This is a genomic window from Demequina sp. (genome assembly GCA_024707205.1).
Lineage (GTDB): Bacteria > Actinomycetota > Actinomycetes > Actinomycetales > Demequinaceae > Demequina.
Map to the genome: position 1 here is coordinate 535,399 of JANQAD010000001.1, position 11,336 is coordinate 546,734.

Annotated in this window: 12 protein-coding genes and 1 pseudogene; 2 read left to right on the top strand and 11 right to left on the bottom strand. The window is 67.8% G+C overall.

Annotated features, from left to right (window positions below; genetic code table 11):
• Positions 1–78: 78 nt before the first annotated feature.
• Complete coding sequence (locus NVV57_02740; GenBank protein ID MCR6711667.1) at positions 79–1,110, bottom strand: DMT family transporter; 1,032 nt, start codon at positions 1,108–1,110, stop codon at positions 79–81.
• A 38-nt stretch (positions 1,111–1,148) separates the two neighbouring features.
• Here NVV57_02740 and NVV57_02745 point away from each other — a divergent pair, with 38 nt between their 5' ends.
• The gene (locus tag NVV57_02745; protein ID MCR6711668.1) at positions 1,149–1,685 is read left to right on the top strand and encodes a CGNR zinc finger domain-containing protein; all 537 of its coding nucleotides are present in this window, start codon (positions 1,149–1,151) and stop codon (positions 1,683–1,685) included.
• 9 nt (positions 1,686–1,694) lie between these two features.
• Here the strand turns inward: NVV57_02745 and NVV57_02750 are convergent.
• The 4 genes and pseudogenes from NVV57_02750 to NVV57_02765 form a co-directional block, all read right to left on the bottom strand.
• Positions 1,695–3,378, bottom strand: a pseudogene (locus tag NVV57_02750) (amidase).
• Complete coding sequence (locus NVV57_02755; protein ID MCR6711669.1) at positions 3,375–4,391, bottom strand: agmatine deiminase family protein; 1,017 nt, start codon at positions 4,389–4,391, stop codon at positions 3,375–3,377. Before NVV57_02755 ends, NVV57_02750 begins: the two are co-directional and overlap by 4 nt.
• A 40-nt stretch (positions 4,392–4,431) precedes the next feature.
• Entirely contained in the window at positions 4,432–5,061 is a 630-nt protein-coding gene (locus NVV57_02760) for a DUF2249 domain-containing protein (protein MCR6711670.1), read from the bottom strand.
• Between the two features lie 9 nt (positions 5,062–5,070).
• Positions 5,071–5,724: a methyltransferase domain-containing protein gene (locus NVV57_02765; protein ID MCR6711671.1), complete on the bottom strand. Its 654-nt coding sequence runs from the start codon at positions 5,722–5,724 to the stop codon at positions 5,071–5,073.
• 232 nt (positions 5,725–5,956) lie between these two features.
• Here NVV57_02765 and NVV57_02770 point away from each other — a divergent pair, with 232 nt between their 5' ends.
• On the top strand, positions 5,957–6,379 hold the full coding sequence (locus NVV57_02770; GenBank protein ID MCR6711672.1) for a DUF1801 domain-containing protein: 423 nt from the start codon (positions 5,957–5,959) through the stop codon (positions 6,377–6,379).
• A 553-nt stretch (positions 6,380–6,932) separates the two neighbouring features.
• On the opposite strand, the gene NVV57_02775 is transcribed toward NVV57_02770, so the two are convergent.
• The 6 genes from NVV57_02775 to ychF form a co-directional block, all read right to left on the bottom strand.
• Positions 6,933–7,328: a VOC family protein gene (locus NVV57_02775; GenBank protein MCR6711673.1), complete on the bottom strand. Its 396-nt coding sequence runs from the start codon at positions 7,326–7,328 to the stop codon at positions 6,933–6,935.
• A gap of 9 nt (positions 7,329–7,337) precedes the next feature.
• Positions 7,338–8,006 (bottom strand): Type 1 glutamine amidotransferase-like domain-containing protein, encoded by a 669-nt coding sequence (locus tag NVV57_02780; GenBank protein MCR6711674.1) that lies wholly within the window; start codon positions 8,004–8,006, stop codon positions 7,338–7,340.
• Positions 8,003–8,632 (bottom strand): mismatch-specific DNA-glycosylase, encoded by a 630-nt coding sequence (locus tag NVV57_02785; GenBank protein MCR6711675.1) that lies wholly within the window; start codon positions 8,630–8,632, stop codon positions 8,003–8,005. Before NVV57_02785 ends, NVV57_02780 begins: the two co-directional genes overlap by 4 nt.
• Complete coding sequence (locus tag NVV57_02790) at positions 8,629–9,105, bottom strand: GNAT family N-acetyltransferase (protein MCR6711676.1); 477 nt, start codon at positions 9,103–9,105, stop codon at positions 8,629–8,631. Before NVV57_02790 ends, NVV57_02785 begins: the two co-directional genes overlap by 4 nt.
• Positions 9,105–9,503, bottom strand: a complete 399-nt coding sequence (locus NVV57_02795; protein MCR6711677.1) for a HEPN domain-containing protein — start codon at positions 9,501–9,503, stop codon at positions 9,105–9,107. Before NVV57_02795 ends, NVV57_02790 begins: the two co-directional genes overlap by 1 nt.
• 695 nt (positions 9,504–10,198) lie before the next feature.
• Complete coding sequence (gene ychF / locus NVV57_02800; protein ID MCR6711678.1) at positions 10,199–11,284, bottom strand: redox-regulated ATPase YchF; 1,086 nt, start codon at positions 11,282–11,284, stop codon at positions 10,199–10,201.
• Positions 11,285–11,336: the final 52 nt, after the last annotated feature.

Below are 11,336 nucleotides of genomic sequence, written 5' to 3' on the forward strand. Positions count from 1 at the left end.
TTGCGGCTCTGGCGACGCCCCTGGCAGGTGGGAGTCAGCGGCAGAGCCGGGCGAATCTGGTGGAGGACGGCACGGGTGTTACGCGGCGATGGGCTCCGATGCCTCGTCGCGGCCGCCGACCGGAAGCGGCTCGACCGTGGTCTCCGCCGAGTCCAGCGACGGCTCGCCGAGTTTCACGATCACGACGCCGGCGAGCACGAGAGCGGCTCCCGTGATCTGAATAGGCGCGGGGACCTGGCCAAGGAACAGCCATGCGAAGACAGTCGCCGCGAGCACCTCGACGAGAGCGACGAACGAGCCGAGCCGCGCACCAAGGCGGCGCGTCGCGGCGATACCCGCGACGTAGGCGATGGCCGCCGTCACGACACCGAGGATCGTCACGATGAGCCAGGCGGGCATGGCGAACGGCACGAACTGCACGTCGCCGGAGCCGAAGCCCATGGGCAGGAACCCGATGAGCGCGGCAACCGCGAGCACCACTGCCGCGACCGTGAGCCCAGACGCCGCGAGCGTGATGGGCGGCAGCGGGTTGGAGGTGTCGGCGGAGATGATGAAGTAGACGGTTGCGCCCACCATCGCGCCAAGTGCCCACCCGATGCCAACGAGGCTGATCTGCGCGCCACCGAAGACGTTGATGAGCAGCACAAGGCCGGCGGCGGCGATCACCGCGCCGATTGCGGTCATGCGCGACGGCTTCTGGCCCTTGCGCGCCCAGAGGTAGAGCACCACGGCCACGGGCGCGAGGTACTCGAGCAGCATGGCGATTCCCACATCAAGCGTGCGGACGGCCATGAAGTAGAAGAGCTGAGCGCCGGCAACGGCGAAGATGCCGTAGGCGATGATGGCACCGAGGTTGCTGCGCAGCAGGCTCCAGCGCCCGCGCAGGGCGAGAGCGCCGGGGATGGCGAGCACGAGGGCGGCGATGGTCACGCGCACGAGCACTGCGGACCCAGCGGTCCAGCCAAGCGCCATGAGCCCCTTCGCGAGGCTCCCGGACAGGCCGAACGAGGCTGCAGCAAGGAGCGCGAATCCAAGGCCAGACGCGAGCTGCGGGGATGCTCCGCCAGAGGTAGCGACCGTCATCCGCGCGTCATTAGTCATCGTGCTCATGGCTCATTACATTAGCGGAAATGTGGTAATGTGTCAAAATGACCTTCGCACATGACACCGTGGAGGCTCTCGAGTCCGCAGTGTTCCTCGCGAACTCCGAACTAGAGCCCGACACTCTCACGACCCTCGGGGAGCTTCGCAGCTTCTTCACCGGCTTCGGCTACACGGGCGAACTGCCCTCAGCAAGTGAGCTCGAGCCCATCCGCGCCATTCGCAGCCAGCTCCGGGAACTGTTCCTCTCCACCCGCGATGAGGCGGTCCCCATCGTGAATCGGATCCTCGCGAAGCAGCGCGCGCTCCCCCAGCTCGTTCGCCACGGCGACGTCGACTGGCACATCCACGCAACGAGTGACGACCGCCCGCTCGCGGAGCGCGTCCTCGTGGAATCCGCGATGGCGATGATCGACGTCATCCGCGCGGACGAGATGAGCCGCTTCTCCCATTGCGCCATGGCGGATTGCGGCGGCGTGGTGTTCGACATGTCGCGCAACCGCTCCAAGAAGTACTGCACGGTGACGTGCACCAACCGCGCGGCCCAGAATGCGTTCCGCGCACGTCAGGGGAACGACGCGTAGGAGTCTCAGTCAGCCAAGCCGGGGCGTGAGCGGCGGCTCGGTTCGCCGCCGGCCCGTCGCCTCGAACGCGGCCGCGAGCGACAGCAGGGCGCTGTCGTCGTAGGCGCGCCCCGCGAAGGTGAGGCCAACGGGCATGCCCGTGCCGGCCATGGTCCCCATCGGCACGGTCACCGTGGGAATCCCGAGGTGGCGGATCGCCAGATTGCCGTTCGCCACCCACACGCCGTTGCGCCACCCGTCGTCAGCGGAGGCCGGGTTCACATCCATGTCGGCACGCCCAACGTCGGCCACCGCGGGGAAGATCACCGCGTCCAGGCCCAGTCCGTCCATCCAGTCCTCGAGGTCGAGGCGCCGGGTCCTCTCCAACCCGGCCAGGCCGTCGGGCAGGTGAGGGGAAGCTCGTGAACGCGTCCGGGAGACCCGCGCGGACGAGCGCCGGGTATTCGGCGATGTCATCGTCAAAGCCCGTGTACCGGTGCGGTAGCGCGCCGGGAGGCGGAGGGAAGATGGTCGCGCCATCCACCCCGGCAAGGGTGCTGAGCGAGGGGTCGCCGTTGGCCGCGAGAAAGTCCTCCCACGCCCAGGCGCTCAAGGAAGTGATCTCCTCCCCCAGAAATGCGTGTGAGACCAGGCCGCGCGTGCGAATGTTCGGCGCTCCCGCGCGGTCCCCCTCGTAGTTGGAGACCACCGGGAAGTCGGTCTCGATGACGACGGCTCCCGCGGCCTCGAGGTCCCTGCGCGCGGCATCCATGAGCTCCAGCTCGGCCGGGTTGGGCACAATCCGCTCACCCGTGGGCCCGCCGATCCCCGTTCCCGTTCCCGCCGCCTCATCCGTGCCCAGGTACATCCGGGGGAGCCCTAAGCGCTTGCCCTCCAGGCTGCCCGACGCCAGGGCCGGGTAGTCCCGCGGCCGCACCTGCGAGGCGGCAGGGATGGGCACCCACGGCTGGGCGCGCCACAGGTCTCCCCTGGTGTCGTGATCGTCGGCGACGATGACGTCAAGCACCTCGAGCAGGTCGGCCATGGTGCGGGCGTGCGGCACCACCACGTCCATGGTCGGCACGAGCGGCCAATTGCCGCGGGTGGAGATCACGCCGCGGCTTGGGGTGTACGCACATAGTGCGTTGTTGCTCGCGGGACCGCGCCCGGACGACCACGTCTCCTCGCCAAGGCCGAATGCGGCGAAGCTCGCCGCGGCCGCCGTACCGGACCCGTTGCTCGAGCCCGAGGCGAACGGAGCCGTGAGGTACGCGGAGTTATACGGACTCTCCGCGCGGCCGTACAGGCCGCGCTGCATCCCGCCGTTGGCCATGGGAGGCATGTTGGTGAGGCCAAGGCAGATCGCGCCGGCGGCCCGCAACCGCTCGATCGTGAACGCGTCCTTCTGCGCCACGAGGCTCGCGAACGCCGGCGAGCCGGCGGCGGCCGTCAGTCCCTTGACCAGGTAGGAGTCCTTGGCCGTGTAGGGGATGCCCTCGAGCGATCCCCTGCCGGCCCCCGCGGCCCGACGCTCGTCGGACTCCCGGGCCTCGTCCCGTGCCCTTGGGTTGGGTACGACGATCGAGTTCAGTTCGCCGTCGAAGGCCGCGATGCGGTCCTCATAGAGGCCCACGAGCTCGACCGCGGTCAACTCGCCGGCCTCGAGGGCCGCCCGGAGCTGCGCGATCGTCGCCTCGACAACATCGAACGTCACGTGTTCACCGCCGGCTCCTGCTGGGTGATGCAGTGGATGCCGCCACCTCGGGCGAAGATCTCCCTTGCGTCGACGGTGACGACCTCGCGCCCTGGGTAGGCGGCGGCGAGGATCTCCCTGGCCCTGGCGTCGGCCGCGTGCTCGCCGAAGCCGCACGCGATGACGCCGCCGTTGACCACGTAGTGATTGACGTACGAGTAGTCCACGGGCCCGTGCTCGTCGCTGAGCGTGTCAGGGGCCGGCAGCGGGATGACCTCGAGGTCGTTCGCCGTGAGGTGATCGGCGAGGTCGAGACTCACCTGGTAATCGGGGTGTTCGGGGCTCTCCTGGGCGTGGAGCAGCACGGCACCCGAGTCCGCGAAGCACGCCACGATGTCCACGTGGCCGCTCGTGCCGAAGTCGTCGTAGTCCCTCGTGAGCCCGCGGGGCAGCCAGACGGCGCGCGTCGCGCCGATGGTTCGTGCCAGCTCCCGCTCAACCTGCTCGCGACTCCAGCCGGGATTGCGTCGCTGCCCCAACTGCACGGTGTCGGTGAGGAGCACCGTGCCACGCCCGTCCACGTGGATGCCGCCGCCCTCGTTGACCAGATCGCTCGAGATGAGCTCGGCGCCCGCCGCCTGAGCGATGACCCGGCCAAGCCGCGCGGACTTGTCCCACACGGCCCACTCGTTGGCGCCCCACCCGTTGAAGACCCAGTCCACGGCGCCGAGCGTGCCGGGCCGGTCCGCGTCCACCACGAAGGTGGGGCCTACATCGCGCGCCCAGAACTCGTCTACGGGTGCCTCAAGCAACTCAAAGTCACCGCCGAGCAGGTCCCGCGCCCGCGCCGTCTCGCTCGGATCCGCCACCATGGTGACGGGCTCGAACTCGGCGACCGCGAGAGCTACCGAAACCCACGCCCTATACCCGGCGGCACGTTCGGCGTCACTGGACCCCAGCGTCGGGCCCTCGCAGGGGAAGACCATCCACGTGCGGGCGTGCGGAGCGGACTCCGCGGGCATGCGCCAGGCCATGGGCCCAGCATGCCAGCCCGCGAACTGAGCCGTCTGCTAACTAGGCGGCTGGCTTGGTGAGACGCACCTTCCAGGCGTCGGGGCCCTCCTGGAGCACCTCGTAACCGAACTCGGTGCGCTCGGCGAGCTCGTCGAGCAGGTGGCGGGGCAGGTGGCCCGCGATGACCACCAGCGAGCCGCCCGGAGGCAGGGACTCGAATGCGCCGATGATCGCCGGGTGGCGGATCAGGCCCGGCAGCGTGCGGGCGTCGATGTGCGGCTCGGAGCCGTCATCGTGGCCGCACTCGCACGTGGTCTCCTCGGCGAGCAGGTTGGTGCGGGCGCCGCCCGCGTTGGGCAGGGTGGGCTGGATGCGTGCGTCGATCATGATGAGCGCGAGCTTCGCGTCCGTGACGGCCTCCACCGCGTGCGGCAGGCGGGTGTCGAAGTGGATCACGTCGCCGGGAAGCAGCCGGTCTGTGCGGCCGTCTGCGGTGATGAGGAACTCGCCCTCAACGGCGAGCAGCAGCACCGGCATCGCGGCCGTGTGCTCGGTGAGCACCTGTCCCGCGGCGAAGCCGAACAGGACGATGCGCGCGCCGTCGTTCTTGAGCACGGTGCGCGAGACCGTCGCCTCGTCCTGGACCTGCACCAGTGAGGCGAGGTCGGGGATGGTGGTCATGGCTGGCATGGAGACTCCTTAAGGCTTAGAGGGTGTGGAGGGCTTTCGTGCCACGAGCGCGATGCCCGTGAGCGAGTTCTTGTGGCGGCGGAACGTGGCGCGCATCGCGAGTACGCGGCGGCGGGCGTCGCGGTCCCTCAGCACGTTGCGGACGATGCGGGCGGTGCCGCGAAGGCCCTCGTCGTGAAGATTGCGGCGCGGCTCGAGCAGCGACATGGGAGCCGTGTCCACCCACTCGACCTCCAGGCCGGCGTCCGTGAGGACGGCCCGCCACTCTGCTTCGGTCAGTGGACGTGCGTTGACGCGAATCGTGTGAGCGAGCTCGCGACGGATCTCGTCCGAGATGGCCTCGTCGATGTCGTCGGGGGCGAGGCCCAACTCGTGAATCGCGTAGCGACCGCCTGGGCGCAGCAGTCGCGCGGCCTCGGCGACGATCGCCCGCTTGCCCTTCTCGCCTTGCATGGTGAGCATGGCCTCACCGATCACCACATCGGCCGACGCGGTGGGCACGCCGGTCTCGGAGGCGTCGGCTGTGACCGTGGTTCCGCGGTCGCCGACCACAGCGCCTACGGTGGCGGCGGCGTCGGGATCCGCGTCGACGCCGGTGTAACTGGCCGGGCCGCGCTCGAGGATCCACGCGGCGGTCTTGCCCAGTCCGGGGGCGAACTCCACGACGGCGGCGCCGTCGATGTGGGCGGCGTCGAGCAGCTTGGCGGTGAGTTCCTTGCCGCCGGGCCGCAGCACGCGCTTGCCCAAGCGAGCGAGCAGCCAGTGGCCCTGCACCTGGTCGGTCGGTCGGTTGGCCATGGGGACGTGCACAGAATCGGTCACGCTTTTACCGTAGAAGGTTGCTTTTTATTCTGTCCAGGACTCAAGTCCCGGTTCTCCGACTAACGTGGAATGTATGGGAGAGAACTTCAGCGAAGAAGAGAAGGCCGCGATGCGGGAGACCGTTGCCGAGAGGCAGCGGTCAAAGAAGGCCGACGCCGCGGCAGCAGAGGCCGAAGCGTGCGCCGAGAAGATCGCGGAGATGCCCGACGGCGACAGGGCGATCGCCCAGAAGGTTCACGATCTCGTAACTTCCGCGGCCCCCGAGCTCGCCGTGAGCACCTGGTACGGGATGCCCGCGTACAAACTCGACGGCAAGGTGGTCGTGTTCTTCAAGCCAGCGGAGAAGTTCAAGTCGCGGTACTGCACGCTCGGCTTCGAGGACGCGGCGCGAGTCGACGACGGGACGTTCTGGCCCACCTCGTACGCGGTGACCGCGATCGGGGCCGCCGAGGAGAAGGCGATCACCGCTCTCGTGAAGAAGGCGGTTGCGCGCTGACCGGTGTGCGACGTGCCATCGCCACGGAAGTTCTCTGGAAAGAGCTGGCCCGCATCAATCGCAATCGTCGAAGCAAATTACCGTGACTTCGCAACGCCGACTGTCGACCTCCACCACTGACAAGGAGTTGTGCAAGGACTCCATCGAAGGTGAGCGCACCAGTTCCGACTTGTTCCCAATCGATCCCACTAAGTGCGAGCGATTCCGGGATATTCAGCTCCGCAAGCTCGCCGCGCACCGCTGCGCTGGAGAGGAATTCCTGAAAGAAACGTCCGTCGCGAATGCGCGGGCTAGCGAGGAGGAATTCCTTGGCCCGATCGGGGCCGACCGCGCGGAATCGACCTACCACACAACCGCCGCTGTCAGCGAGAGATCCAAGCGCGCGCATACTGGGCAAGTTCCGGACCGACCTCGGCAATGGGCTGCCACGTCAACGTGCTCGCCGCTCGCGCCCCTGCCTCTTGCTCCAGGCGATGCGTCTCGACTCCAGCGCAGAACGACTCGGGAAGACCCATGCCTAACTACTACCACTCGGCGGCGAGCGCTCCGCACATCAAGTTAGGTTGATCTGCCAGGAGACACCGAAGCGGTCGTTCACCCATGCGAAGCGGCTGCTGAAGCCATAGTTGTCGAGCGGCATGAGCAGGTCCCCGCCCTCGCCGAGCTTCTCCACCAAAGCCGTCTGAGCGTCGGCCGAATCGGCCTCGATCCAGATCGACAGTGACGGCGTGAAGTCGAAGGCGTGCTCCACGAAACTGTCGGAGACGTAGAACTCCTGGCCCGCGATGCGAAAGCGGCCGCGCATGATCGAACCCTCTGGAGCAGGTCCGCCTGCGGGGTATGTTACGAGGTCGAGAACCGCGCCGTCATCAAACAAGGAGAGGTAGAAGTCGAGAGCCTCTCGGCCGACGCCGTGCTGAAACATGAGGAAGGGGGTTGCAGTGGTCATGCGACCACGTTACGCATTCACCTCGCGCCACGTGCCCTCGGACACGACCTCCTCGACGCCGTCCACCACCTTGATGGCCGTGTTCACGTCGGTGAGGTAGGCGCGGCGGCCGATCATGGACGCCCACTTCTCGCAGATCTCCACGGAATTGCCGTCGCCGCCGTCGAAGGCGACGTGCGGGCACAGCGAAAACGGCACCAGGCCCAGGGTGGTGTGGTCGCCGTCGGGAGGCGGCCAGCTCTCGAAGGCTGCGCCGATGCTGGGCGTCATCACCATGGATCCCGCGCTGAGGCCCACATAGGTGAGGTTCTCGAGCTCCGGCAGCAGCCGGTCCAGGCCGCACGCGCGCATGCAGTGCGCGAGGAACAGCGCGTCGCCGCCGTCCACGAGCAGCACATCCGCCTCGCGCAGCACGGGCTCCCAGCGGTCCTGCCCCACAGCCGCGAGCGCGGCGATCTCGAACAGCCCGGCGCTCTTCCATCCCAACTGGATCATGGGAGCGCGCTCCTCCTCGCCGGCGACCACCCGCCGGGCTTGCACGGCGCTGCGCGGGTTGGCATGCAGCGCCGTGGGCGCGAAGAGCGCGGTGCACTCCTCGATGGGCTTGCCGAGCAGGCCCACGAGCGCGGTTCGGATCGAGTCGTTCCTGACCCCGGAGTCCGTCAGCAGGAGCTTCATGACTCCTGTCTACTCTGCGCGACCGCCCACACGCTCGCCCAGCGCTCGGCGAGGGAGTCGATGTTCTCGTGAGCGTTGAGCCCACTGGGCTGCGGCACCACGAACAGGGTGACGCCTGGCGGCCACCCGGCCACAGCGTCGGGCAGCTGCTCACCCAACTGCGCCTTGGGGAGGCCGAACGCCGTGCGGAAGGCCGTAATGCCTGCTATCGCCACGACTTTGGGGCGGAGTTCGCGGAGTCGCTCCACGAGCCTGGCGCCGCCGTCGCGCAGCTCGGCAGCCGTGAGCTCGTCCGCGCGCACCGTGGCGCGGCCAACGAGATTCGTGATGCCGATCCCGCGCTCGGCGAGGTGGCGCTCGTCTTCGGCGCTGAGCCCGCGCGAGGCGTCGATCTCGTAATCCGTGAGCCCCCCGCGTTGCAGCGACGGCCAGAAGCGGTTGCCCGGCCGCGCGAAAGGCGCGTTGACGGCCGCGGTCCACAGGCCGGGGTTGATGCCCACGATGAGTAGGCGCAGGCCCGACGCTGGGAGGACGTCGTCGATCGCGTCGGGGTTGTCGGTGGCAAAGCGGGCGAGGTCGGCGCGGGTTGGGCGCGCGCCGGCGAGTGGGGAGGGGCGGCGGGTCACGCGTTCGAGACTATGGGTTTCACCATGATGAGGCACGGTGTGTCCTCGCCCCAGAGGTCCGTCTCCTCAAGGGGAAGGAAACCCACCGACTCGTAGAACCGCCGCGTGCGCGCGTACTCCGGGTTCGGGTCGGAGGCCCCTAGGGTCTTGACCTCGAGAAGCGCGACCCCTTGCGCGCGCCCGTCGGCCTCGAGAGCCGAGACCAAGGCCGTCCCCACGCCCATCCCTTGGAGTGAGCGCTCCACCACCATCAGGTGGATCTCGGCGACGTGCGGGAAGTGCCGTTCCACGAGCAAGACGCCGACCACTCGGTCTTGTGCATCAGAGACGGCCCAGGTCTCCATGGTGCGAGCCGCCTCGAGATACTCGGCGTTTGATTCCTCGCGCCCGAACCACTCAGGGACTCCTTCCAGCAACCGTTGCACGTCCGCGCGAAGGGGCTGTGCGCGGGCGGCGATCCAAGGAATTGCCACTATTCGCGCTCCTTGGAGTCGAGCGCGTTCTCGCACGCTGCAACTATCGAGCGACCGGCAGCTATCGCCTCACGCACGTCTTCGCGAGTCGCCACTGGACGCGCGTCTTCTGGATATTCGGTGGTGTTGCGGATCTGCCGCATCCAGTCGAAGTCGGCGATCGTCGAGGCCGCCCCTGGCATGAGGGCTGCTGCGGCGAGTCCCGTATTGCGGTGTGCGCCACCAACGGGCCGCGCTCGAAGCCCATAAGCCGCAAGCACGGCCACCAAGGCCTTTCGCGCGCCGTCGTAGGCGGCGGTGAATGCCATCGCCACGTCGTCGGTGTCTGCGACGGTCGCTGCGGTGCGGAGGTGGAGTTGCGCGGTCTCGAGAACCGCCTTCGCGTGAGTTCGGTTCACGGCCACTCGCTCAATCCGGCCCGAATCGAGCATCCGAGTGATGTCGTGAGGTAGTTCAGCCAATTGACGACCCATCGCTGATAGCGATCATGGGCCGGTCCTTCACAGTGGCAAGAAACGGCGTCGGTGACGACGATGCCCACTCCTCAAGCGACACCCGAGAGACGTTCACGTCGATTCCGGCCCTCTCGGAAAGCTGCGCGAGCGATGTCGGCCAACTCTCGCTGGGGGGCAGACCCGACCACCAGAACGTCGACGTCGTGAGGAAACTCGCCGGGTTCGCCTGCGCGCCTGGCGGCCCACGAACCGTAGATGTACACGGCCTCGACACCCGGCGCTGCCAAGAGCAGTTCGCGCAACACCGGAACAGGTCCGTAGGTCGCCGAGATGAGATCCCTCATGAGCGCGAAGAGTGGGTGGTCTTGGTTGGCGCGCACCATGCGGTTCCGCCCGACGCTTCGGTCACGCAGTACGCCCGCGCTGACTAGGCGACCAACCTCTTTGTGCACCACGCTCGTCCCCGCGCCGGTGAGCCGAGCTAGCTCGGCGAGCGAGAACTCCGCGTCGGGGCGCCCAAGCGTCTCCGCCAGCAAGGCGCCAGACACATCTGACCTCACGAACGGAGTCAGCGCCGAAGGAAGAGTCTTCACAAAACGTGAATATATCTCCACGTTAAGAGAATGGTCAAGGGAGTGCTAGACGTTGAAGCGGAACTCCACGACATCGCCGTCGTGCATCACATAGTCCTTGCCCTCGATGCGCACCTTGCCTGCGGCCTTGGCCGCGGCCATCGACCCGGCATCAAGAAGGTCCGCGAAGTGCACCACCTCGGCCTTGATGAAGCCCTTCTGGAAGTCCGTGTGAATGACCCCGGCGGCCTGCGGTGCGGTCCAGCCCTTGTGGATGGTCCACGCACGCGCCTCCTTGGGTCCCGCGGTGAGATACGTCTGCAGGCCTAGTGTGTCGAAGCCAACTCGCGCCAACTGGTCCAGCCCGGACTCGCTCTGCCCGTTGGCCTCGAGCATCTCGCGCGCCTCGTCCTCCGTGAGGTCCACGAGCTCGCTCTCGAACTTCGCATCGAGGAAGATCGCGGGCGCCGGTGCCACCTGGGCCGCGAGCTCAGCCTTGCGTGCATCGTCGACCAGCCCAGCGTCGTCCGTATTGAAGACAAAGATGAACGGCTTGGCCGTGAGCAAGTTGAACTCGCGAACGTCGTCGAGGTCGAGCTTGGCGCCCGCCGCCCCGGCCGACAGCGCCGTGCCGGACTCGAGGATCTCTCGCGCGGTGTTCGCCGCGGCCAGCAGCGCGGGCTCCGCCTTGCGGTTGCGCACCTCCTTCTCAAGGCGCGCGATCACCTTCTCGATGGTCTGCAGGTCGGCGAGGATCAGCTCGGTGTTGATGGTCTCGATGTCGCTCGCGGCATCGACGCGCCCGTCCACGTGCACCACGTCCGGGTCCTCGAACGCGCGAGTCACCTGGCAGATCGCGTCTGCCTCGCGGATGTTGGCGAGGAACGCGTTGCCGAGCCCCTCCCCCTCGGACGCGCCCTTGACGATGCCGGCGATGTCCACGAACGACACCGTCGCCGGAACCTCTCGCTCAGAGTGGAAAACCTCTGCCAGCTGACCCAAGCGAGCGTCGGGCAGGGGCACCACGCCAACGTTCGGCTCGATGGTCGCGAACGGGTAGTTCGCCGCGAGCACCTCCGCACGGGTGAGCGCGTTGAACAGAGTGGATTTGCCGACGTTGGGCAGGCCGACGATGCCGATAGTGAGTGCCACGGGCGGCAATTCTACCGGCGCCCGACGCTGCCACCACCTATCGCGCTTGCCT

What these genes read in the sequence shown, in the direction of transcription:
- NVV57_02755 (MCR6711669.1), bottom strand. Translation starts at nt 4,391, where the DNA reads ATGGCCTGGCGCATGCCCGCGGAGTCCGCTCCGCACGCCCGCACGTGG.
- NVV57_02780 (MCR6711674.1), bottom strand. Translation starts at nt 8,006, where the DNA reads ATGAAGCTCCTGCTGACGGACTCCGGGGTCAGGAACGACTCGATCCGA.
- NVV57_02770 (MCR6711672.1), top strand. Translation starts at nt 5,957, where the DNA reads ATGGGAGAGAACTTCAGCGAAGAAGAGAAGGCCGCGATGCGGGAGACC.
- NVV57_02745 (MCR6711668.1), top strand. Translation starts at nt 1,149, where the DNA reads ATGACCTTCGCACATGACACCGTGGAGGCTCTCGAGTCCGCAGTGTTC.
- NVV57_02760 (MCR6711670.1), bottom strand. Translation starts at nt 5,061, where the DNA reads ATGCCAGCCATGACCACCATCCCCGACCTCGCCTCACTGGTGCAGGTC.
- NVV57_02775 (MCR6711673.1), bottom strand. Translation starts at nt 7,328, where the DNA reads ATGACCACTGCAACCCCCTTCCTCATGTTTCAGCACGGCGTCGGCCGA.
- NVV57_02740 (MCR6711667.1), bottom strand. Translation starts at nt 1,110, where the DNA reads ATGAGCACGATGACTAATGACGCGCGGATGACGGTCGCTACCTCTGGC.